Source organism: Acinetobacter sp. NIOH-H-8 (assembly GCF_046635365.1).
Taxonomy (GTDB): domain Bacteria; phylum Pseudomonadota; class Gammaproteobacteria; order Pseudomonadales; family Moraxellaceae; genus Acinetobacter.
The window spans coordinates 18,816-41,269 of the sequence record NZ_JBHDVN010000017.1 but is presented as its reverse complement, the minus strand read 5'-3'; the positions used below and the strand labels follow the sequence as shown (position 1 = coordinate 41,269).

At 44.9% G+C, this 22,454-nt stretch carries 21 protein-coding genes; 11 read left to right on the top strand and 10 right to left on the bottom strand.

Translation table 11 applies throughout. The features are described 5' to 3' along the window. Nucleotides 1-82 precede the first annotated feature (82 nt). From ACEWB7_RS08835 to ahr, 4 genes are read left to right on the top strand one after another with little or no spacing between them, the layout of a single operon-like run. The gene (locus tag ACEWB7_RS08835; RefSeq protein ID WP_171431287.1) at nt 83-586 is read left to right on the top strand and encodes a M23 family metallopeptidase; all 504 of its coding nucleotides are present in this window, start codon (nt 83-85) and stop codon (nt 584-586) included. A gap of 15 nt (nt 587-601) precedes the next feature. Continuing rightward, entirely contained in the window at nt 602-847 is a 246-nt protein-coding gene (locus tag ACEWB7_RS08830; protein WP_004780440.1) for a hypothetical protein, read from the top strand. Between the two features lie 23 nt (nt 848-870). Then, on the top strand, nt 871-1,452 hold the full coding sequence (locus ACEWB7_RS08825) for a DNA-3-methyladenine glycosylase I (protein WP_179992911.1): 582 nt from the start codon (nt 871-873) through the stop codon (nt 1,450-1,452). Between the two features lie 4 nt (nt 1,453-1,456). Continuing rightward, nucleotides 1,457-2,479 (top strand): NADPH-dependent aldehyde reductase Ahr, encoded by a 1,023-nt coding sequence (ahr, locus tag ACEWB7_RS08820; RefSeq protein ID WP_411580639.1) that lies wholly within the window; start codon nt 1,457-1,459, stop codon nt 2,477-2,479. 86 nt (nt 2,480-2,565) lie between these two features. Here ahr and ACEWB7_RS08815 read toward each other — a convergent pair whose 3' ends face one another. After that, nucleotides 2,566-3,456 carry a LysR family transcriptional regulator gene (locus ACEWB7_RS08815; RefSeq protein WP_284879658.1) on the bottom strand — a complete coding sequence of 297 codons (891 nt, stop codon included), beginning with the start codon at nt 3,454-3,456 and terminating at the stop codon, nt 2,566-2,568. 113 nt (nt 3,457-3,569) lie between these two features. On the opposite strand from ACEWB7_RS08815, the gene dkgB reads away from it, so the two are divergent. Continuing rightward, nucleotides 3,570-4,376 (top strand): 2,5-didehydrogluconate reductase DkgB, encoded by an 807-nt coding sequence (gene dkgB, locus ACEWB7_RS08810; protein ID WP_312209136.1) that lies wholly within the window; start codon nt 3,570-3,572, stop codon nt 4,374-4,376. 9 nt (nt 4,377-4,385) lie between these two features. Beyond that, nucleotides 4,386-5,561 (top strand): MFS transporter, encoded by a 1,176-nt coding sequence (locus ACEWB7_RS08805; protein ID WP_411580638.1) that lies wholly within the window; start codon nt 4,386-4,388, stop codon nt 5,559-5,561. 53 nt (nt 5,562-5,614) lie between these two features. On the opposite strand, the gene ACEWB7_RS08800 is transcribed toward ACEWB7_RS08805, so the two are convergent. From ACEWB7_RS08800 to ACEWB7_RS08790, 3 genes are all read right to left on the bottom strand, one after another. Then, nucleotides 5,615-6,259, bottom strand: a complete 645-nt coding sequence (locus ACEWB7_RS08800; protein ID WP_175966481.1) for an START domain-containing protein — start codon at nt 6,257-6,259, stop codon at nt 5,615-5,617. Between the two features lie 57 nt (nt 6,260-6,316). Next, complete coding sequence (dapB, locus tag ACEWB7_RS08795) at nt 6,317-7,138, bottom strand: 4-hydroxy-tetrahydrodipicolinate reductase (RefSeq protein WP_034704877.1); 822 nt, start codon at nt 7,136-7,138, stop codon at nt 6,317-6,319. A 540-nt stretch (nt 7,139-7,678) separates the two neighbouring features. Then, the gene (locus tag ACEWB7_RS08790; protein ID WP_004780426.1) at nt 7,679-7,876 is read right to left on the bottom strand and encodes a hypothetical protein; all 198 of its coding nucleotides are present in this window, start codon (nt 7,874-7,876) and stop codon (nt 7,679-7,681) included. 848 nt (nt 7,877-8,724) lie between these two features. Between ACEWB7_RS08790 and ACEWB7_RS08785 the strand changes: the two genes are divergently transcribed. Next, entirely contained in the window at nt 8,725-8,910 is a 186-nt protein-coding gene (locus tag ACEWB7_RS08785) for a hypothetical protein (RefSeq protein ID WP_005233192.1), read from the top strand. 171 nt (nt 8,911-9,081) lie between these two features. Here ACEWB7_RS08785 and dnaJ read toward each other — a convergent pair whose 3' ends face one another. The 4 genes from dnaJ to ACEWB7_RS08765 form a co-directional block, all read right to left on the bottom strand. Beyond that, nucleotides 9,082-10,197, bottom strand: coding sequence for a molecular chaperone DnaJ (gene dnaJ, locus ACEWB7_RS08780; protein ID WP_034703346.1), 1,116 nt, complete (start codon nt 10,195-10,197; stop codon nt 9,082-9,084). Between the two features lie 103 nt (nt 10,198-10,300). Further along, a complete protein-coding gene (locus tag ACEWB7_RS08775; RefSeq protein WP_104426832.1) occupies nt 10,301-10,678 on the bottom strand; it encodes a hypothetical protein in 378 nt (125 codons plus the stop codon). 130 nt (nt 10,679-10,808) lie between these two features. Further along, a complete protein-coding gene (locus ACEWB7_RS08770; protein ID WP_411580637.1) occupies nt 10,809-13,946 on the bottom strand; it encodes an efflux RND transporter permease subunit in 3,138 nt (1,045 codons plus the stop codon). A 2-nt stretch (nt 13,947-13,948) separates the two neighbouring features. Beyond that, complete coding sequence (locus ACEWB7_RS08765) at nt 13,949-15,052, bottom strand: efflux RND transporter periplasmic adaptor subunit (RefSeq protein ID WP_411580636.1); 1,104 nt, start codon at nt 15,050-15,052, stop codon at nt 13,949-13,951. Between the two features lie 148 nt (nt 15,053-15,200). On the opposite strand from ACEWB7_RS08765, the gene ACEWB7_RS08760 reads away from it, so the two are divergent. The 4 genes from ACEWB7_RS08760 (at nt 15,201) to ACEWB7_RS08745 (ending at nt 21,255) form a co-directional block, all read left to right on the top strand. After that, on the top strand, nt 15,201-15,824 hold the full coding sequence (locus tag ACEWB7_RS08760; RefSeq protein ID WP_262738197.1) for a TetR/AcrR family transcriptional regulator: 624 nt from the start codon (nt 15,201-15,203) through the stop codon (nt 15,822-15,824). Nucleotides 15,825-15,974: 150 nt separating this feature from the next. Beyond that, the gene (gene ppc / locus ACEWB7_RS08755) at nt 15,975-18,659 is read left to right on the top strand and encodes a phosphoenolpyruvate carboxylase (protein ID WP_411580634.1); all 2,685 of its coding nucleotides are present in this window, start codon (nt 15,975-15,977) and stop codon (nt 18,657-18,659) included. A 297-nt stretch (nt 18,660-18,956) separates the two neighbouring features. Next, the gene (locus ACEWB7_RS08750) at nt 18,957-20,252 is read left to right on the top strand and encodes a solute carrier family 23 protein (protein ID WP_200229399.1); all 1,296 of its coding nucleotides are present in this window, start codon (nt 18,957-18,959) and stop codon (nt 20,250-20,252) included. Between the two features lie 97 nt (nt 20,253-20,349). Beyond that, nucleotides 20,350-21,255, top strand: coding sequence for a LysR family transcriptional regulator (locus ACEWB7_RS08745; protein WP_302700641.1), 906 nt, complete (start codon nt 20,350-20,352; stop codon nt 21,253-21,255). On the opposite strand, the gene ACEWB7_RS08740 is transcribed toward ACEWB7_RS08745, so the two are convergent. Together ACEWB7_RS08740 and ACEWB7_RS08735 are read right to left on the bottom strand one after the other, a co-directional pair. Beyond that, complete coding sequence (locus ACEWB7_RS08740; RefSeq protein WP_411580632.1) at nt 21,252-21,989, bottom strand: sulfite exporter TauE/SafE family protein; 738 nt, start codon at nt 21,987-21,989, stop codon at nt 21,252-21,254. The two genes, ACEWB7_RS08745 and ACEWB7_RS08740, sit on opposite strands and share 4 nt — an antisense overlap. A 156-nt stretch (nt 21,990-22,145) precedes the next feature. After that, nucleotides 22,146-22,433 (bottom strand): chorismate mutase, encoded by a 288-nt coding sequence (locus ACEWB7_RS08735; protein WP_411580631.1) that lies wholly within the window; start codon nt 22,431-22,433, stop codon nt 22,146-22,148. Between the last annotated feature and the right edge of the window lie 21 nt (nt 22,434-22,454).

Sequence of the window (22,454 nt, the reverse complement as noted above, 5' to 3'; positions counted from 1 at the left end):
GGGACAAGAAGAATCATATTGGCCTCATTTAAGGATAAATATTTTGCGCCATTCTCTTGCGTTTGTCGGGCTTTCTTTGGTGATGTTATTTCTGGTGGCGTGTAGTAGCGCACCGAAACATCCTTCTGCGGTTCAGCTTAATCCGGCACTGGTCAAAAAACTGAATCATATGCGTATGCCCTCTTCTCTGCCGATTCCGGTAGATCGGGTCCAGGCTCGTGAATTGAAAGATACTTGGGGAGCTTCGCGTAGTAGTGGCCGTTTGCATGAGGGCATTGATATTCTGGCTCCACGTGGAACCAAGGTTCGCAGTGCGACGCCTGGTCTGATCGCGGATTTACGGAATAACAATTTGGGTGGTAAAGTAGTCTGGATTCTGGGTCCAGGTGGTGCCTGGCATTATTATGCACATCTGGATGGTCATAAGCGTGGCCTGAAAGTTGGTGACTATGTCAAAAAGGGCGATGTCATTGGTTATGTCGGTAATACTGGCAATGCCCGGCATACTGCGCCACATCTGCATTATGGTCTCTATTTAAATGGTAAGGGCCGTGGTGTTGTTAACCCTTATCCATATTTACGTTAATTTTAGGAAGTTTACATGTCAGAAGCGTTGATCAACCGTCTGGTCGAATTTGCTGAATCAGGTAATCAACAGAAAATCGTGCTCAATGGCCAGACCTATCAGGGCTGGATCATGGAAATTACCGAAGAGGCGCTTCTGATCAGTACTGGTTATGCCGATAAAAGTGGTAAGGATATGTGGATCCAGTTCAGTGATCTGCAGCAGGCAGAACTCTCCTACTGGGACAATCAGCAAGATCAGTGGACGACATTTAAATTATAAGATAATCAAAAAAGGAGCATCCCTTGACGATCCAACGCTGTGGCTGGTGCTCTGATGATTCTCTGTATACTGCTTACCATGATCAGGAATGGGGACAGGCGCTGCATGATGAAAAACGCCTATTTGAAATGCTGTGTCTGGAAGGCCAACAGGCCGGTTTAGCCTGGATTACCGTACTCAGAAAACGTGAATCTTATCGCAAACATTTCTTTCAATATTCGATTGAAACGATTGCTTCTTTTACAGATGAGCAACTCACCGCAAAACTGCAAGATGCTAGTCTAATTCGGCATATCGGTAAACTAACTGCGATTCGTGATAATGCCCGGACCTGGCAACAGCTTAAATCTCAAGAAATTGATGTGGTCACATGGTTGTGGTCCTTTGCCCATCAGCCCCGGTTAAATAATGATGTTGCAGATTATCGTCAGGCTCCAGCACAAACCATTGAAAGCCAGAACATGTCCAAAGCCTTAAAAAAAGCAGGCTTTAAGTTTGTCGGTCCTACGATCTGTTATGCCTTTATGCAGGCAGTTGGCATGGTCGATGACCATGAAAATCACTGTCACTTTAAAACAATATCCTCCCATTCAAATAAGAGCTGAATCTATGTCCACTAATACTATTCAAGCCTATGCCGCAATGTCTGCCGGTGCTGCTCTGGAACCTTATCAATTTGATGCAGGTGAACTTCAGCCGCATCAGGTCGAAGTGAAAGTTGAATACTGCGGCCTATGCCATTCTGATATTTCAGTACTCAATAATGATTGGGGATCTTCAGTATATCCTGTGGTGGCCGGACATGAAGTCATTGGAACCATTACACAACTGGGTTCTGAAGCCAAAGGTCTAAAAGTAGGTCAACGTGTCGGTATTGGCTGGACTGCGGAAAGCTGCCAACATTGCGATCCTTGTATTTCAGGCCAGCAAGTGCTGTGTACCGGTGGTCAGGTTGCAACCATCGTCGGTCATGCAGGCGGTTTTGCAGATAAAGTCCGTGCTGGCTGGCAATGGGTAATTCCCTTACCTGAGGATCTCGACCCGGAAAGTGCCGGCCCCCTGCTCTGTGGCGGGATTACCGTATTTGATCCGATTCTGAATCACCAGATTCAGGCCATTCATCACGTCGGTGTGATTGGTATTGGTGGTTTGGGACACATGGCGATCAAGCTGCTGAAAGCTTGGGGTTGTGAAATTACCGCCTTTACTTCAAATCTGGATAAAACCGATGAGCTGAAAGCCATGGGTGCAGACCATGTAGTGAATAGTCGTGACCCAGCAGCGATTAAAACGCTCCGTGGTAAATTTGATCTATTAATGAGTACTGTAAATGTCACATTGGACTGGCAGGCTTATCTATCAACACTGGCACCAAATGGCACTGTACATATGCTGGGCTTACCACTGGAACCCATGCAAATTTCTGCAGGTTCACTGATTGGTGGTGCTAAATCAGTGACTGGCTCGCCGACAGGTTCACCAGCAGCTTTACGTCAATTATTAAAATTTGCGGCACGTAAAAATATTGCACCACAAATTGAGCTATTCCCCATGTCGGAAATTAATGCTGCGATTGAACGTCTGCACTCAGGCAAAGCCCGTTACCGGATCGTACTGAAAGCCGATTTCTAATTTGTACTAATTATCAGTAAATCTAGATCTGCCCTAGCCTCATGTTAGGGCAGATTTTTTTATGGCTGTATTTGCAAATAATTGGTTTATAAATATTTAGCCAGCTTCTGAGCCAGAAATTCAATAAATAGATGTACCCGTTTAGGCAAATGCTCCTGACGGTAATAGACCGCATGAATTTTTTGATAATCTAGCTCAATCTGCTCTTCAAATAGCGCCTCTAAACGACCCGCCTGCAAATCGTCCTCGACCAGAAAGCGTGACAGACAAGTAATACCCACCCCATATAAAGCCAATTGACGAACCGTTTCCCCATTGGGTGCTCTAATCTTTGGCTTTACAATGATAGGTTCGCCATCCAGCCGAATCGGCCAGGTGTTCAAATGCGTAGGCTGACTAAATCCCAGCAAAGTGTGCTCCGATAAATCTGCCACTGATTGCGGTCTGCCCTTTTGCTGTAAATATTCAGGGCTGGCCACAATATACAAACGGCTGCGGCATAATAATCTGGCATGCAGGCTGGAATCATGCAGTTCTCCAAAGCGGATCGCGACATCGGTTTTATGTTCCAGCAGATCAATCACCTGATCATGATTATTTAGTTCAATTTCGATGTGGGGATAACGCTGCATAAATTCCTGAATTAGCGGCACGATTACATGCAGTACAAAAGGTGTCGCTGAATCGACCCGAATCAATCCTGAAGTATCACTATCTGATTTCAGTAAGGCATCTTCAGCTTCTGCCAGATCATTGAGAATTTTGCGCGCCTTTTCTAGAAATAGCTGGCCTTCTTGAGTCAGTTTCAGCTTACGTGTGGTTCTTTCTAAAAGAGTAACATTTAACTTATTTTCCAGACGTTGCAATGCCCGACTGACACCCGAAGTGGTTTGTCCCAAACGCTCTGCCGCCATGACAATAGAACCACTATCCACAATAGTGACAAAAGCCTGTAATTCTTCAATCGTCGATTTCATTTGTCACTCTTTTATTGATTTTCGGTCAATAATATTTTGCAAATTCAGCTATTTTTTCGCAACAATAAAAAGCACAAAATACTCAACATCGAAAATACTTAAAGATTAAAGCTATGAATATTGTTCCTCAATTTGGTGTCGGTACCTTTCGCCTGTCTGGACAGACCGTCATTGATTCAGTCAAAACAGCCCTGGAAGTCGGTTATCGCGCCGTAGATACGGCACAGATTTATGCCAATGAAGCGGAAGTGGGTCAGGCTATTGCAGAAAGCCAAGTTAATCGTAACGAGCTATTCATTACCACCAAAATCTGGACAGATCATTACGCACCAGACAAATTAATTCCAAGCCTCAAAGAAAGCCTGCATAAACTACGTACCGATGCAGTCAATCTAACGCTCATTCACTGGCCTGCACCTCGTTTAGGCGTTCAAATTCCTGAGCTGATGCAGACTTTATTAGAAGCCAAACAGCAAGGTCTGACTGAGCATATCGGTGTGTCCAATTTCAATATTGAGCTGACCCAACAAGCCATTGATACGATTGGTCTAGAGCATATCGTAACCAACCAGATTGAACTCAGTCCTTATCTGCAAAATCAGCGTCTGGTCAGTTTCCTACAATCTCAGAAGATTGATGTCACTTCTTATATGACACTGGCTTATGGCAAAGTGCTGAATGATCCCATCCTGCAAGGAATTGCTGCCCAGCATCAGGCTTCGACAGCACAAATTGCATTGGCTTGGGCCTTACAAAAAGGCTTTGCGGTGATTCCTTCTTCAACCAAACGTGAACATCTGCTTGCCAATCTGGCAGCGCAGGAGATACAGCTGACCCAGGAAGAAATGGCCTTGATCAGCACCCTGGAGCGCAATGGCCGCGAAGTTGATCCGGAACAACTGGCACCCCTCTGGGACTAAGTAGAAACCATGAAAGTTAATTTTCCTTTGCTTGCACTGGCGGTTGGCGCCTTTGCAATTGGTACCACTGAATTTTCTCCAATGGGTTTTCTGCCAGAAATCGCCCGTGATCTGGAGATTTCGATTCCTCGTGCCGGGATGCTAATCAGTGCCTATGCTTTAGGTGTGATGTTGGGTGCACCGCTAATGACCCTCTGGTTAAGCCGTTATTCCAAACGTAAGTCTCTCATTTTACTGATGGCGATTTTTACGATTGGTAATATTCTGGCGACATTAGCGCCTAATTATCTGGGGCTGATGGGGGCACGGATCATCACCAGCTTGAACCATGGTGCTTTCTTTGGGATTGGTTCAGTTGTCGCTGCCAGTGTCGTTCCGAAAGATAAACAGGCCAGTGCCGTAGCCATGATGTTTATGGGCCTGACCATTGCCAATATTGGCGGGGTGCCACTAGCAACCTGGATAGGACAACATATCGGCTGGCGTATGGCTTTTCTGGGTATTTCCCTGCTTGGTGTGCTGACCATGTTCTCCCTATGGAAAGCCTTATCAGAAGGCCAAAGCAGTCAGAAACCGGATGTAAGGCAGGAGCTGCAAGTCCTGACCCGCCTGCCTGTTGTTTTAGCTTTATTGACTACCGTGATGAGTGCGGGGGCCATGTTTGCCCTATACACTTATATTGCCCCGAGTCTGCAAAGTTTTACTCAGGCTTCCCCTGCATTGATTACTTTGATGCTGGTGTTGATCGGGGTAGGTTTCTCGATTGGTAATCATCTAGGTGGCAAGTTTGCAGATTTATCCTTAAATAAAACCCTGATCGGCTTTTTAATCTTGCTTATGCTGATGATGCTGCTTTTCCCGATTCTGGCAAGCACAGCTCTTGGCGCAGGTCTGGCATTAATCATCTGGGGTGCTGCTGCCTTTGCTGTAGTTCCGCCTTTACAGATGCGAGTCATGTCCGTGGCTTATGATGCGCCTGGACTGGCCTCTTCAGTAAATATTGGTGCTTTCAATCTTGGGAATGCTTTGGGTGCAATTGCAGGTGCCAGTGTGCTGAATTTGGGACTTAGCTATAGTGCGGTTTCATTTGCCGGTGCTAGTCTGAGTGCTGTTGCTTTGCTTCTGGTTTTAATTCAAATGAAACTGGCTCCACAGCAAGATATGACTGCGCAGCAATACTCTTAAAATTTCCTTCATAAAAAAAGTCCGCCTGATGCGGACTTTTTTATATTAGCTATTTAGCGTAAAGCTTCAGGTAAAACAGGCGTTGTCACAGGTTTAGCCAGTTCGGTTTTCATCTTTTGCAGCATCTGATAAGGCTGCTGTTGCACAAACATATTCACAAAGGTTAAAGGAATCGAACCTTCAGGATTGGCATAGCCATAAGTCGATACCTTAACCTTGTTATTCGCCAGTTTCTGGAAGGTCCAGTCTCCCTGATAATCAGTCAAACGTACATAATTCGGATTTAGGGCATACCCAGTCTGAATTGCTTTATTCTTGATGATGATCTGACCATTGGCATCCTTGATCATTTTGCCTTGCACGATCAGATCACGATCTTTTAAAGGAAATGGAAAATCCAGCACCATATACAAGGTGAAATCGCCTTTTTTATCATCACGCGACAGCACCTTGATACTGCCCATATAAGGCACCCATTTCACCGCATGATCAACATCCAGAATCAGAGAAACGGCATTCTCAATCGGGACATTGTAGGTGGTTTCGGCTTTATAGAGAAAAACGGGATTACGTTCATCCTGATAGGTCCAGACTTTAATATTATTTTTATTAATGCTGAGCTTGGCATTCTGCACAGAGGTCGACTGTGCTGTAGCGGCAAAGGCTACAGCACACGCCATTAATATTAATTTCTTCATTCCATTGTCATCTTATTTTAGTTTTAAGTTATTTTTATATAGGATTTTGACGAAAATTTATACTTGAATATCGTTAAAACCAAGTACGTCTTTCATGTCATATTTACGTGCATCACGGCCAACAACCCAAGCTGCGGCACGTACGGCACCCGCTGCAAAGTTCATACGGTTGGTTGCTTTATGCGTAATTTCAACACGCTCGCCTTCGCCAATAAACATTGCAGTATGTTCACCGACAATATCACCGCCACGAATGGTCTGAAAACCAATGCTTTTACGCTCACGAGGACCTGTATGCCCTTCACGGTGATATACCGCATCTTTTTTCAGATCACGGCCTAAAGCACCGGCAATTGCTTCACCCATCATTAAAGCTGTACCTGATGGCGCATCTACCTTATGACGGTGATGTGCTTCGATCACTTCAATATCAACCGTATCACCAAAGACTTTAGAGGCAAGTTCTAGCAGTTTGATCGAAACGTTCACACCAACCGAATAGTTCGCTGCATAGACCACTGGAGTTTCTTTTGCAGATTCATCCAGATAAGCTTTTTGTTCGTCATTCATACCAGTAGTACCAATCACGATCGCAACGCCATTTTCACGGCAGATTTTAAGATGATTCACCGTCGCAGCAGGCGCAGTAAAGTCGATCACTACGTCACAGTCTTTAACTACTTCTTCAAGATGGCCGACAACCTTTACACCCAAGCTCCCTACACCAGCCAGTTCACCGGCATCTGCGCCAATCAATGAGCTTTCAGGGCGCTCAACAGCTGCTGCCAATTGGTAACCGGCTTCTTTCACCGCCTGAATAAGGATGCGTCCCATACGGCCGCCTGCACCTAAAATCCCAATGCGTGGTGTCGCTGACATAACATAGTCCTGATGTTGATTCGAAATTGCTCTTACTATAGCAAAACTCGCTCATAACACTAAGATTGATCGCATAAAAATCAATGAAAAGAATTAAAGAAGGTCATGAGGGATTTTGATATGCAGTCCATATCAACAATAGTTTATGGACGAGTAAAAAGAAAAATATTTCCATTGGAGGAATAATGATTAAATGGTTAGTCAGAGATAAACTTATTTAAAGAAGAATTCTAGTTAATAAGAATTAAATTTTAATTTTAAATAATTGAATTTAATAAAATAAAAAATATTTTCCCATACTACGTATTATCTTGATTTTTCATATTCAGATCATTTGCATTTAAGGGAAATATATTGAAACTCCAACTTGACCGCCTCAGCAATATAAGTATTACTGATATTATTGAACTAAATACCCATTATCGTGTACTGAAGCATATGCCTTTAGCGCATGGCATTATTTTCGATGAAGCGCGATGGATTGCTTGGGTAAATGAAAGTATAAATCCATACTTTTTTAAATTTAGGAATGTTTAAGGATCAAGCATCAAGTAGTTGACCGACTTCCAAGCTGGTATATCCACGTTCTTTAAAGATCAACACAATCGCTTTTTTATAATCTTCACAAATAGATGTTTTATATTTAGTGATGAGTTGAATCTCGGAATTCAGCTCAAGGTCATTTTTCAAGGTCAAAACTTCGGTAGAGATCTTATTAAAAATCTTTAAATTAAACATACAGGCACCTGTTATCAGTTGTAGCGGCCCGACTACAACAAATACCTGCCTTAGCTCAGCTAGACACCCTTGGTCGCAAGGATTACAAATGAGAAAAAGTTCTGCAAGTTTTGAGGAATTGATAGATTAAATAACCGTCTAAATCATTCCTATTTAGCAAGATTGTCGGCCTAAAAATTAATTTTATATATCAATTTCTTAATAATCTCATGTTTGCTAAAAATTTAATAGGAACCAGTTTTTGTAACAATTCTTTTAATATTTCAGATTATTCATAATATTTTATTAGTCAAATGAATAGAGAGATCATTAATTCAGGATTTTCATATCCTGATGATGAGGTGACAAAGTATTTTCCCTGTCTGGCAAAAGTAGTAATCGGACTCTTTGTACGCTTTGGCTCACATCAATCTCGGCCTTTTGCTGCTATCCAGAATACTGGAAGTTTCCTATGATGAACTCATCAGGAACAGGAAGTTCCAAACAAGAATAACAATAGATCAGCACAAGGACAGTAAGGTACGACAGGAGTTATACCGAGCGAACCCATACGAAAAACCCCAGCAGGACGCTGGGGTTTTTCTTTTAGAATTTAAATTAAATTTCATTCTTTAGATGTGCAAATATGTGACATACATCACATTAAAAAATCCATTTTCTTATATATTTTGCCACTTGCTCAATTTTATGAGATTAATGATTAATCTTATATTTCAATTATTTAAATAACATCAAATTACATTACCAAACATAATTACACACAAAAAAACATCAATATCTACATTTTATGTCAACATTTTTGCCAAGTGTACTGAGTAGTACACTATTTTTAATACAAGGAAATTTATATGAAATTAGTTCAATTAACTTTTGCCGGGATAGCGTTAATTGCTGCATCACAAACTTTTGCTGCTGAAGAAGTAGCACAAACAGCTCCTGCTGCAACTGAAACAGCTGCATCTGAAGTTCAAGCTGCTGAAGCACCTGCAAGCGAAGCTCCAGCATCAGAAGCTCAAGCAACTGAAGCGCAATAATATGACAGGATTTATATTTCTCTGCGTGAGGGATATAAATCCTTCTTAAAAAGCCAATACTATTAAAAGAATAATTTTCTCATTATTTTTATCTAATAATTAACTTATACATCTTTTCCGAATTTAAGCTATAAAAAAGGACGCCTGAGCGTCCTTTTTTATCTATCCAGATCAGTCAAACAACCGATCAAAGAAAGATTTTTTCTTTGGAGAAGACTGGCTGCCCTCATCTTCCATGGTCGCTTGCAACTCTTTCAACAGTTCACGTTGACGTGCAGTCAGGTTCACTGGTGTTTCTACAACAACACGGCAAAGCAGATCACCTTGCATGGTTGAACGTACTGGTTTCACGCCCTTACCACGTAGGCGGAACAGTTTACCGGTTTGCGTACCTTCAGGAATTTTCAGGCTGACACGACCATCTAATGTCGGAATCTGAACTTCTTTACCCAAAGCTGCATCCGCAATTGAAATTGGCACATCCATATACAGATCTGCACCGTCACGCTGGAAGATTTCGTGTTCACGTACCACGACTTCAACGTATAGATCACCTGATTGGCCATCACGAATCGCTTCACCTTTACCAGTCAAACGTACGCGGTCGCCATTGTCCACACCGGCTGGAATAGTAACTTCCAAAGTTTGCTGACGGTCAGATACACCTGAACCATGACATTTATTACATGGATTCTTGATGATCTTGCCCTGGCCACGACAGGTACTACAGGTTTGCTGTACCGAGAAGAAACCTTGCTGCATACGTACCTGGCCGGCACCATGACAGGTTGGACAGGTTTCAACATCGTTCGGATTTTTAGAACCTTTACCATCACAGGCGTCACATGGTGCTGGTGCAGTAAAAGTAATGGTTTTCTTAACGCCTTTGACTGCTTCTTCAAGCGTCAATTCCATCACATAGCGTAAGTCTGAACCACGGCGTTGACGTTGCTGGCCACGGCCCCCCCCACCAAAGGCTCCACCGAAAATATCCCCAAACTGGCTGAAAATATCTTCCGCACTGAAACCACCGAAGCCGCCAGCACCACCGCCCATACCACCTTCAAAGGCTTGATGGCCCATGCGGTCGTACATGCTGCGTTTTTCGCTGTCTGACAGAACTTCATACGCTTCTGAAGCTTCTTTAAACTTCTCTTCAGCTTCAGGATTGTCCGGGTTACGGTCTGGATGATATTTCATCGCCAACTTACGGTAGGCTTTTTTAATTTCATCATCACTAGCGGTTTTAGAGACGCCCAAAACCTCATAATAATCACGTTTAGCCATGTCTGGCGATGCTCCTCACGGAATTCTATTTAATATTGACTGTGGTCTAAAATTGGGGTTAAACCCAGCTTTACAAGGGGAATTCTGAAAAAAAATTGAAAGCTTAGAATACGGCTTTGTTTTGAGAAAATTTGAAGATGCCTTTGAACCAGGCATTAATGAGGAAAATAATGGCAATAAAGCTGAATACTACACCTGCGACTGTGCAGGCTTTCACCCAAAGCTGGCTATCCCAGGCGAAGAAAAATAATGGAATGAACCAGAGCGCTGCAAAAATCGCGAGTACTGAATAAATTACAATATTACGCATGATCCAGAGTGCCTGTGCCTGTAACCAGACTTCGGCATAATCAATCTGGGTCACCTTACGTGCATACCAGTAGGCGAATATGCCGCTCACCACTGTAAACAAAGCAAAAAACATGAAGACATAAGCCATCGCCACGGAGCGTCGCATCTTGGTGAGTGTGTCTTGAGTCATGTTTAGTCAACCTTAGTGTGCGGCCCAGCACAAGCAAGTTCCGCAGCAGTATGTCTTTTTTGAATTATTAAAAAATCAGGCACTACTATATTGAAATTTTCAATATTTCGCACCTGAAATTATGACAAATTTAAACAGAATTTAAACTTTTTTTCACTTTAAACCATTGTGCATATAAGGCTGGCAGGAAAAACAGCGTTAATAGCGTTGCAACGATCAATCCTCCCATAATGGCAACCGCCATTGGTCCGAAGAAAATGCTTCTGGATAAAGGAATCATGGCCAGAACGGCAGCCAGTGCAGTCAGGACAATCGGACGGCAACGGCGCACTGTGGCATTGATAATGGCATTCCATTGCGATTCACCTGCCTGAATATCCTGTTCAATCTGGTCAATGAGAATCAACGAGTTACGCATGATCATTCCTGACAAAGCAATCGTGCCCAGCATGGCCACAAAGCCAAAAGGTTTATTGAAAATTAACAGGAATAAGACCACGCCAATAATACCCAATGGCGCTGTCAGGAAGACAATGAAGGCACGTGAGATACTTCGGAGCTGAATCATCAGCAAAGTCATCACCACTGCCAGGAACAATGGCATACCCGCATTCACTGAATTCTGCCCTCGCGCAGATTCTTCGACTGTCCCGCCTACTTCAATCAGATAGCCACTTGGCATTTCTGATCTGAGCCGCTCAAGTTGATCTTTCAACTCATTCACCACGGTTGCCGGTTGCAGTTGCGTCCGGATATCAGCCCGTACCGTAATGGTCGGCAAGCGGTTCCGATGCCAGATCAGGCCTTCTTCAAAGCTGTATTCGATCTTGGCAATCTGGGCCAGAGGAACTGAACTCCCATTCGTAGTCGGTACTGCCAGACTACTCAGTGAACCGACATCGACACGTTCAGCCTGATCACCCCGTAAGCGGATTTCAATCAGCTCACGTTTCTCACGGTACTGATCAATCGCTGTTCCAGAAATCGAGCTATTCAGGAAATTGGCCAAATCGCTACTGCTCACGCCAAGCTGACGGGCGCGGTCCTGATCGATATCCAGTTTAATCACTTTACTTGGCTCGCCCCAGTCCAGATGCACATTGGTGGTATTCGGATTGTCTCCGACCGTTGCTGCAACTTTCTGTGCCCATTGACGGACTAATCCCAGGTCTTCACCCGATACACGGAACTGTAATGGATAGCCCACGGGTGGGCCATTTTCCAGCAGAGACACCCGGGTACGGGCTTCTGGTAACAGCACCCGAATCTGGTCGCTTAAGGATTTACGGATTTCATTGCGGTCTTCAAGTGATGAAGCCAATACCACAAACTGGGCAAAGCTGGCTTGCGGCAATTGCTGGTCTAATGGCAAATAGAAACGCGGTGAACCGGTACCAACATAGACCACATAGTTATCAATCCCCTCCTGTTTGGACAGGAAGTTTTCAACTTTTTTCACTGCCGCTTCAGTCGCTTTTAATGAAGCGCCCTCTTCCAGTTTCAGATCTACCAGAATTTCGGCACGGTTCGATGGCGGGAAGAATTGTTTTGGCACCAGATTAAACATCAAAATGGATAGCACAAAAATCCCGACAGTCGCCGCGATGACCGTTTTACGGTAGGTAACACAGATATTCACCCAACGGCGAAAGCCCTGATAGAACTTGGTTTGATAAGGATCATGATGTTCACCGGCATGATGCACCAGCGGCTCCGGTTCAGGGCGTTTGCCTAAACGCGCCCAGAGACGTTGATACCATGGTGCTCTCTGCACCAGATCTTTATTGAAATCTGGCAGGAGCTTGTCACCCAGATAAGGCACAAATAGGACGGCTGCGATCCAAGATACTAATAACGCCAGCGTCACCACCTGGAAAATCGAGCGGGTATATTCCCCGGTACTGGATGCTGCTGTCGCAATCGGCAGGAAACCGGCAGCAGTAATCAGGGTTCCGGTCAGCATTGGAAAAGCAGTCGTCCGCCAGGCATGACCGGCCGCCTGTAAGCGGCTAAAGCCCTGCTCCATTTTGATTGCCATCATTTCAATGGCAATAATCGCGTCATCCACCAGAAGGCCAAGTGCCAGAATCAGGGCGCCCAGAGAAATTTTATGCAGGCCAACATCAAACAGTTGCATCCCGGCAAAGGTCATCGCCAGTACCAGTGGAATCGAGAACGCCACCACCAGACCGGTACGAAAACCGAGTGAGAAAAAACTCACCAAGAGAACAATAATCACGGCCTCGGCCAGAACTTTCATAAATTCATTAATACTGCGTTTCACCGCTACCGGCTGATCTGAAACTTTTTGCAGATCCATCCCCAGAGGCAAAGTTTTCTGCAACCGGGCAAATTCCTGTTCCAGATTTTTACCCAAGGCAATGATGTCGCCGCCTTTACGCATCGATACGGCAATACCGATGCCATTTTCGCCCATAAAGCGCATACGCGGTTGTGCTGGATCAGTAAAGCCACGATAAACCTCCGCCACATCGCCAAGCTGGATGGTCTTGCCATTCACCAGTAAAGGTAGCTGCTGCAGTTCTTCGACATTATTCAGCGCACCACTGACCCGCACCTGAATCCGGTCAGAACCGGTTTCAAAAAAGCCCGCCTGAGTCATGGCATTTTGCTGCTGCAGTGCCTGCTGAATGGCAGTGATCGGAATACCGAGCTGGGTAGCTTTGGTGTTGGAGATTTCGATCCAGATTTTCTGGTCTTGGAGTCCAATCAGTTCAACTTTGGCGACATCCTTGACCCGCTGTAGCTGCAATTGCAAACGGTCGGCATATTCTTTAAGCGTGGCATAATCGAAGTCATTACCCTTGATGACATAGATGTTGCCAAAGGTATCGCCAAACTCATCATTGAAGAATGGACCTTGTACGCCTTGCGGTAATTCATGGCGAATATCATTGATTTTCTTACGAACGTTATACCAGACATCTGCGACATCCTTGGAAGCCAAAGAATCCTTGGCAATAAAAGTCACCATGGATTCCCCCGGACGGGAATAGGCCATGATCCGGTCATACTGTCCGGTAGTCATCAACTCTTTTTCAATCCGGTCGGTGACCTGTAAGGACATTTCTTTAGCACTGGCACCCGGCCAGTAGGTCTGGATTACCATCACCTTAAAGGTAAACGGCGGATCCTCACTTTGTGACAGTTTGGAATAGGACACGATACCTACCAAACCGAGCAGGATCATGAAATACAGTACCAGACCTTTATTCTTTAAGGCCCATTCAGACAGGTTAAAGTTCATGTTTAACTCCCTGCCTGAATTTTCACACTACGGTTTTCACGGTCAATCGGATTGATTTTTTGCTGATCACGCAGAAGATGCACCCCACCAATCACCACATAGTCATTAGCCTTTAACCCACTGAGGACTGGCACAGAATCACGGCCATAAGCGCCGAGCTGAACCGGCACTTTACGAATGGTATGATCCGGCTTGACTATCATCACATAAGCCTGCTGATCGGTCGCTGAAACGCTGGATAAAGGAACGCTAAGGATATTGTCCTGACTATTCTGAAAGAACACCCGGGCACTCTGACCGAGCTGAATCTGGCTATTACCTTCGCGTAAAGCCACTTTCACCCGGAAGGTACGCGATTGATCTGCTGCAGGTGAAATCTCACGAACAAAGGCAGCAAATTTTTCATTCGGTTTGGACCATAAAGTCACCCAGGCTGGCTGACCGGTTTTAATTTCGGAAATTGCCTGTTCAGGAACCCCAATCACGACTTCACGCTCACCGGCAATTGCCAGTTCAAAGGCGGCCTGCCCTGCTGCAACGACCTGACCAATTTCGATATTGCGTGCAGTAATCACCCCATTTTTATTGGCAATGAGCTGGTTATAAGCGGTCTGGTTTTTGGCCGTATCATAATTGGACTGAGCCTGTTTCAGATTTGACGCAGCTGCCTTATATTGATTTTCAATCGCATCATATTGCGAGCGGCTCACAGCATTGGTCGGTAACAGCTGCTTGAAGCGCTGTAATTCATCCTGAGCAATTTTACTGGCCGATTGAGCACTTTCCAGCTGGGCACGTGCTGCATTTAATTGAAGTTGAGCATCTTTCACATCTAGGGTCGCCAAGACCTGCCCGACTTTTACCTGATCACCGACATCGACAAAACGCTGGGTGACTTGTCCGCCTACCCGGAACGCCAGTGCCGTTTGCTGACGTGCCTGGACATCACCGGCATAGCTTTTCAATTCCTGATGTGAAGTTTTCGGTGTGGTCACCATGACAAATGGAACTTCCTGTTCTGCTGCAGCGCTGTCCTTGCTACATCCTGAGAAGGCAATACTGCATAGGACGATCATGCCAGCCAGTGCGCTCTGTATCGTGCTCATTATTGTTCGCTCTTATCTAATCATCATTTTTAGGGCAAAATAGGTAGATATATAAATTGCTTATTTTTTAATTAATATACCACCCGGTACACTAATTAGGATTCTGCAGTTAAAACAATGACCATATTGATTTTTTTTGGATGAAATTGTGCAAATACCGGTTGGACGGCCCAAGGATCTGGAAAAACGCCAGCGTATTCTGAACGCAGCGAAACAGCTGTTTTTACAGCATGGTTATCATGGTTCCAGCATGAACCAGATTGCGCTGGAAGCCGGTGTGACCAAACTCACTGTCTATAATCATTTTCAGGATAAGGCCACGCTGTTTAGCTGTGCGGTTGAAGAAACCTGTGAGGCAATTCTGCAGGAATCTCCTAAAGTTCTGCAGCCTGATAGTGATTTCAAGCAGGAGCTGTATCAGATCTGTCTGCGCTCATTCAATATTGCCAATCTGCCGGAAGCTCTCAAACTGGACCTGCTCATCATGCAACTGGCCTATGAAAAAAATCCGTTGGCGGAACGTTTTTATACAGCCTCACATATCAAGCTGAATCAGGCCTGGCATGATTTCTTTGAGCAGGCGCAGCAACATCAATTTATCCAGACTGATGATCCGCAGCATCAGACCGAACTGATGGTGTCCTTACTTTTAGGTATGCGACATCACAAAGTCTTACTGGATTTAAGCCCGTTACCTGACATGCAGCAACGCCATCAGATCATTCAGCAGGCCATCGAGATCTTTATGCTGAAATATGCAATTTCCCGTTAAATTTCTTCTATCTGGCCTGATCCTTGCAACAGCGTAAGGACTAAAATTCATCCAATTATCAACAAATGATATTCAACTTTTGTCTGCAAAAGACTTGGATTGTCATGCAGTCGGGGTATAGTCAAAGGAAGAATCGGAGGGATATAAAAAATGGTTCAACAGATTGATGCACCTCTACGCGAAGACGTACGTTTACTGGGTAATTTGCTGGGAGAAACCCTGAAGTTACATGCGGGGCAAGATTTGTTTAATCAGGTCGAGCAAATTCGGGCCTTATCGAAAGGCGCTCGCGATGGACAGGTGGAAGCAGAAAAACAGCTGGAACAATTATTCCTGACTTTAGAAGATCATGAAATCCTGCCATTGACCCGTGCCTTCACCCATTTCTTAAACTTTGCCAATATTGCCGAACAGTACCATGTGGTACGTCGTCGCCGTCAAAGCGAATTTGAGGAAAGCACAGAATCTCCAAATCCTCTGGTTCCTTTATTTGAAAAATTCAAACAGCAAGAAATTTCTGCAGAAACCTTATATCAGCAAATCTGTGAATTAAAGATTGAACTGGTGCTGACCGCACATCCAACAGAAGTCAGCCGACGCACCCTGATCCAAAAATATGATGGCATCAATAATGCCCTGTCCAAATTTGACCAGCAGAAGCTAACCCCGCGTGAACGTCAGGCAGTTTTGGCTGACTTAAAACAGCTCATCAGTTCTGCCTGGCAAACTGATGAAATCCGTCAACATCGTCCAACCCCGGTGGATGAAGCCAAATGGGGCTTTACGACAATTGAACAAACCCTCTGGAATGCTGTACCCAAATTCATCCGTGAACTGAACGGCATGGTTGAGGAACAATGTGGCCAGACTTTGCCGCTAGATGTTGCTCCGGTACGTTTCGCTTCCTGGATGGGTGGCGACCGGGATGGCAATCCGAATGTGACGCATAATGTGACCCAGGAAGTATTGTGGTTGTCGCGCTGGCAAGCAGCCGACCTGTATTTGCGTGATATTGAAAACCTGCGCTGGGAACTTTCTACTCAGCAATGCAGTGATGAAATTACACAGGCGTTAGGCCACCAACATCCTGAACCGTACCGTGAATATTTACGCGATATACGTGAACGTCTAAAAATTACCCGTGCCTGGCTGGCTGAAAAACTGCATGGCAAAGATGCGGATGATAGTCGGGTGATTAAAAGTAAAGATGAGTTATTAAAACCGTTACTGACCTGTTATCGCTCATTGATGGCGTGCAATCTGGCAGAACTTGCCAATAGCAGTCTGCTGGACCTGATTTACCGGGTCAACTGTTTCGGAATTGAACTCCTCAAACTGGATATCCGTCAGGAATCCGGTCGTCATCGTCAGGCCATTTCAGCCATTACTGAATATCTGGGTCTGGGTAATTTCGAAACTTGGACTGAACAGGCCCGTCAAAACTTCCTGTTGCAGGAACTGCAAAGTAAACGGCCTCTACTACCTAAACACCTGAATGAACCAGCGGCTAGCCTGATTGAACATCCGGATGTGCAGGAAGTGTTTACCACCATGCGCACATTGGCTGAACAGCCAAGTGAATCTCTGGGTGCCTATATTATTTCCATGGCCGAATACCCAAGTGATGTGCTGGCTGTCTTGCTGCTGCAAAAAGAAGCCGGGATTAAACAGCCTTTACGGGTAGTACCTTTATTTGAAACCTTAAAAGATCTCGACGGCGCTGCTGACACCATGTCGACACTCTTTAATATGCATTGGTACAAGCAGCATATTCAGGGTAAGCATGAGGTCATGATTGGTTATTCGGATTCAGCCAAAGATGCCGGCTTTATGTCAGCCAACTGGGCACAGTACCGTGCGCAGGAAGAACTGACCGCAGTTGCTAAACAGCATGATATCCAGCTGACCCTGTTCCATGGTCGTGGCGGCTCGATCAGCCGTGGTGGTGCACCCACCCAGCAAGCCTTGTTCTCGCAACCACCAGGCTCTATTTCAGGGGCCATTCGGGTGACTGAACAAGGTGAAATGATTCGCTTTAAATTTAGTCTGGAAGAAATCGCGCTACAAAATCTGGAAATTTATACAGCGGCGACGCTGGAAGCGACTTTATTACCGCCCCCCGAACCGAAACCGGAATGGCGTGATCTGATGCATAAAATGACCGATCTGTCAGTACAGGTCTATCGTCAGACAGTACGTGAAAATCCGCATTTTGTGAAATACCTGCGTACCGTGACCCCAGAACTGGAACTGCAAATGTTGCCGCTTGGTTCACGTCCTGCCAAACGTAAGGTCAGCGGCGGGATTGAATCCTTGCGTGCCATTCCCTGGGTTTTTGCCTGGACTCAAATTCGTTTGATGTTACCGGCCTGGCTGGGTACCGGTGCCGCATTAAATGAGGTACTGGATCAAGGGCAACGTACGATTCTGGATGAGATGCTAACCGAATGGCCGTATTTCCAGACCCTGATTGATATGTTGGAAATGGTGCTGTCCAAAGCAGACAGCAATGTCGCGCTCTATTACGAATCGCATCTGACTCAGGATGAAGACCTGAAAGAGCTTGGTACGGAATTGCGTCAACGTTTACAGGATGCAATCCAGACCCTACTCACTTTAAAAGGTGAGTCAAAACTGCTCAGCAGTAATGGCGTCTTGGACCAGTCCATGACGGTGCGTAAACCTTATCTGTTGCCGCTCCATTTACTACAAGCCGAACTGATGAAACGTCGTCGGTTATATTTGGAACAGCAGCAGGCTGAACACACTCCGGTCGATCATGCCCTGATGGTGAGTATTGCCGGCATTGCCGCCGGTTTACGAAATACCGGTTGATTTTTTCCCTTCCATTTAAAGCACATCTACACGATGTGCTTTTTTATTGATCAGTCAATAGCCAAAAAAAGCTTTATTTATATATCAAACTAAAATTACTTATAGAAGTTGAATATGAATTGTCCGGGAATTAATCCACTGATTTAACTTTAGTTTTGATTTAAAAAACTTTTACCGCACGGTAAAATATCAAATAAAGTCATAGAATTAATTTGAACAAAAATTTTGTTTCAGTGATTAAATCTTCTAAAAAACAAGAGTATGATGTGCACAATTTATCTTTTGAGTGCTCATTTTATGTCCAATTGGTTTCCCAAGTGGCGCCCTTATGAGGGTAGTATCGATGCACGACCAGTAGGTACCGCAGAGTATTTACCGCCTGCCCAGACCCTGATCTTGGGAGTACAACATGCCTTTGCCATGTTCGGTGCGACGGTACTGGCGCCATTTCTAATGGGTTTTGATCCCAATCTGGCCATTTTAATGTCGGGGATTTGTACCATCCTGTTCTTCCTGATCACGGGTGGTCGTGTACCAAGTTATCTGGGTTCAAGCTTTGCGTTCATTGGGGTGGTAATTGCGGCAACCGGTTATGCAGGTGCTGGCGGACTGAATCCAAATATTGGTGTCGCCGCTGGCGGGATTATTGCCTGTGGTGTGCTTTATGCCTTGATGGGTATTCTGGTGATGGCAACAGGAACCCGCTGGATTGAAAAACTGATGCCGCCGGTGGTGACCGGTGCGGTGGTAATGATTATCGGTCTGAACCTGGCCCCTGTGACTGTGAAAAACGTCATGGGCAATACCTTTAATATGTGGATGTCACTGGTGACCGTACTGTGTATGGGTTCTATTGCGGTGTTTACCAAAGGTCTGGTACAGCGTCTATTGCTCTTGATCGGTTTATTGCTGGCTTACTTCATTTACTACATTTTAAGTAATGTGATGGGCTATGGTACTGCGATTGATTTTGCGCCAATTCAGCAAGCTGGCTGGTTTGGTGTTCCGAGCTTCCATGCACCTGTATTTGATACCAATGCCATGCTGATCATTGCGCCAATTGCCTTGATTCTGATTGCAGAAAACCTGGGACATATTAAAGCGGTGGGTGCCATGACCGGGGAAAATCTGGATCCGCATATCGGTAAAGCCTTTGTAGCGGACGGTATTGCAACTACCTTGGCAGGTGGTGTGGGCGCACCGGGTATGACCACCTATGGTGAGAACATCGGTGTGATGGCAGTTACTCGGGTTTACTCAACGATTATCTTTGCTGTTGCCGGTGTGTTTGCAGTATTCCTCGGTTTATCACCGAAGTTTGGTGCGATTATTCATACCATTCCAACGGCGATTTTAACCGGCGCCTCAATTGTGGTCTTTGGTCTTATTACTATTGCCGGTGCGAAAATCTGGATCGAAAATAAAGTCGATTTTTCACAGAATAAAAACCTGATGGTAGCAGCTGTGACCATTATTCTGGGTACAGGTGACTTTGCCCTGACCTTCGGTAACTTTAACCTAGGCGGAATTGGTACAGCGACCTTTGCTGCGCTATTCCTGAACTGGTTCTTTAGCCTGGTCGATAAAAAATAATGTGAAGACTTAAATTTTCAAGCAGCCTCCAGGCTGCTTTTTTTATATCGCAAGAATTGTTTAAATAGGCCTGATCTTTTATATGAGCATCCTGCCGATGCGTCTGGATTTTTTTGATTTACGTCTTTTTCTCAATATAGTCGACACAGGTAGTCTGACCAAAGGTGCTGAACGCTCTGCCATTTCCTTACAGGCAGCCAGTGAGCGGATTAAAAAGCTGGAACAGCAATATCAGGTCAGTCTGTTCAGCCGCCATTCTGCTGGGGTAAAAATGACTTTTGCGGGACAGGTCTTTGCTGAACATGCCCAAGCCCTGTTGCAACAGGGACAACAGTTGTCTCAAGCCATGGCCGGCTTTAGTGAAGGACTCAATTCCAATATCAGCTTATGGTGTAACTCTTCAGCACAAAGTGAGTACCTTCCCCTATTATTGCCCCAGTATCTGGTGAATAACCCAAATATCCAGATCGACCTCAAAGAAGCAGAGAGCAATGACATCATTGCGGCTTTGGCGAGTGGTACTGCCAAGCTAGGACTTATTTCCAGCTTTTTTCCTGCACCACAATTACAGACTTTGGAATTTTCAGATGATCCTTTGGTGCTGATCTGCCCTGAACAGCATGATCTGGCAGCTAATCAGGCATTAACATTAGCAGACTGTCTGAGTTATCCCTTTGTTGGTCTGATGCAATATCACTCTTTGCAGCAGTCGATTGAAACCCAGGCTCGCTTGCTGAACTGTGAAATTCAATACCGCTTACGCTTACCAAATTTTGCCGCCATTGCCCAAGTTGTGGCCAATGGTGTAGGTATCGCGATCATGCCAAAACGTGCTGCACAACGTTTGTCGAAGCTCTATGCATTTCAGCAAATCCAGCTGACAGGAGATTGGGCCAACCGCAAGTTATTGTTAGCTGCGAAGAACTTTGATGAACTGAGCACCGCCTATCAGCACTTTAGCCAGTTCCTCATTTCTGCGGATGTACAAAAAATCCTGAATTAAATCCAGCCGAATTGATGCAGCATCATATAGCTGCCTAAGGCGATCAGGCCGATAAAAAATACTGTCCGGAATTTCTGTTCAGGGATACGGGAACGGATTTTCTTGCCGCACCACATCCCGATCAAGGCCGGAGTCAGTGCAATCGCCGACATGGCATAATCAATCGGCATATCTTCCACCGGGTTTTGGTGCAGGAAAATTGCCAAACACACCGTTGAGGTGGTAAATACCAACCCTAAGGCCTGAACCAGATCATCACGTTTTAAATGCAGGGTTTGCAAATAAGGCACCACGGGAATCACGACTACCCCAGTTGCCACGGTCAAGGCCCCGCCGAGATATCCCATAATCGGAGAAAGCCAATTTTCATGCTGGCTTAAATCTGGCATCCGTTTCGCCAGTAAACCATATAGGCCATACAGGGCAAGCATCCCCCCCAGTAAGGCTTCACTATGAAATTCAGAATGACCTAAGGTCGGGAAAATACTCCAGACTGAACCCACGATAATGCCTGCCAGCAATAGCCAGAAACGGCGAATCAGTTTCAGCACATGACCTTCGGCAAAGAGTTGCCAGAAATTGGTCAGCATCGAAGGCACAATCAGTAAAGTTGCTGCCTGGAATGGGCTCATAAATATGGTCAGCAAACCCATGGACACAGCCGGCAAACCTAATCCAATGGTGCCTTTAATCAGACCAGCCAGAGCAAAAATAGCAATAACAAAAGCAGTCATCTGATGACCCTAAATTGATTTAAGCCCATGCTATAGAAATCACGAATAGAGTAAAATCAGGGTTTTAAGAAGGAAGCCTCAAGCAAATGTTGAGGCTTCAGATGGATGTGCTGAAACTCATCAGATTAATCAACAAAAATCGGATTTGAAAATTATTTAAGGACGGAATTCTTTCAGTTCACGCTGAATGAAATACTGGAACATTTCCCGGTACAAATGTTCAATAAACGCCTGATCCACACCCTGCTGTTGTGCCAAGACTTTGACATTTTCGACGATCTGCTCCATACGCTCCGGTGATTGCAGATCAGTTTCAGTTTTTTTAAAACGGGTGGTTTGATCAACATAAAATTGACGCGCAGCGATCAGCTCGACTAAAGCTGTATCAATGGCATCGATCTGTTGACGTGCATGTTGTAATGATTCAGCTTTGATTTTTTCCATGTTTATTCAGTCACTTTCAGT

Coding starts and splice junctions, on each gene's coding strand:
- ACEWB7_RS08835 (WP_171431287.1), top strand. CDS start 83: ATGTTATTTCTGGTGGCGTGTAGTAGCGCACCGAAACATCCTTCTGCG.
- ACEWB7_RS08830 (WP_004780440.1), top strand. CDS start 602: ATGTCAGAAGCGTTGATCAACCGTCTGGTCGAATTTGCTGAATCAGGT.
- ahr (WP_411580639.1), top strand. CDS start 1,457: ATGTCCACTAATACTATTCAAGCCTATGCCGCAATGTCTGCCGGTGCT.
- ACEWB7_RS08815 (WP_284879658.1), bottom strand. CDS start 3,456: ATGAAATCGACGATTGAAGAATTACAGGCTTTTGTCACTATTGTGGAT.
- dkgB (WP_312209136.1), top strand. CDS start 3,570: ATGAATATTGTTCCTCAATTTGGTGTCGGTACCTTTCGCCTGTCTGGA.
- ACEWB7_RS08805 (WP_411580638.1), top strand. CDS start 4,386: ATGAAAGTTAATTTTCCTTTGCTTGCACTGGCGGTTGGCGCCTTTGCA.
- ACEWB7_RS08800 (WP_175966481.1), bottom strand. CDS start 6,259: ATGAAGAAATTAATATTAATGGCGTGTGCTGTAGCCTTTGCCGCTACA.
- dapB (WP_034704877.1), bottom strand. CDS start 7,138: ATGTCAGCGACACCACGCATTGGGATTTTAGGTGCAGGCGGCCGTATG.
- ACEWB7_RS08790 (WP_004780426.1), bottom strand. CDS start 7,876: ATGTTTAATTTAAAGATTTTTAATAAGATCTCTACCGAAGTTTTGACC.
- ACEWB7_RS08785 (WP_005233192.1), top strand. CDS start 8,725: ATGAAATTAGTTCAATTAACTTTTGCCGGGATAGCGTTAATTGCTGCA.
- dnaJ (WP_034703346.1), bottom strand. CDS start 10,197: ATGGCTAAACGTGATTATTATGAGGTTTTGGGCGTCTCTAAAACCGCT.
- ACEWB7_RS08775 (WP_104426832.1), bottom strand. CDS start 10,678: ATGACTCAAGACACACTCACCAAGATGCGACGCTCCGTGGCGATGGCT.
- ACEWB7_RS08770 (WP_411580637.1), bottom strand. CDS start 13,946: ATGAACTTTAACCTGTCTGAATGGGCCTTAAAGAATAAAGGTCTGGTA.
- ACEWB7_RS08765 (WP_411580636.1), bottom strand. CDS start 15,052: ATGAGCACGATACAGAGCGCACTGGCTGGCATGATCGTCCTATGCAGT.
- ppc (WP_411580634.1), top strand. CDS start 15,975: ATGGTTCAACAGATTGATGCACCTCTACGCGAAGACGTACGTTTACTG.
- ACEWB7_RS08750 (WP_200229399.1), top strand. CDS start 18,957: ATGTCCAATTGGTTTCCCAAGTGGCGCCCTTATGAGGGTAGTATCGAT.
- ACEWB7_RS08745 (WP_302700641.1), top strand. CDS start 20,350: ATGCGTCTGGATTTTTTTGATTTACGTCTTTTTCTCAATATAGTCGAC.
- ACEWB7_RS08740 (WP_411580632.1), bottom strand. CDS start 21,989: ATGACTGCTTTTGTTATTGCTATTTTTGCTCTGGCTGGTCTGATTAAA.
- ACEWB7_RS08735 (WP_411580631.1), bottom strand. CDS start 22,433: ATGGAAAAAATCAAAGCTGAATCATTACAACATGCACGTCAACAGATC.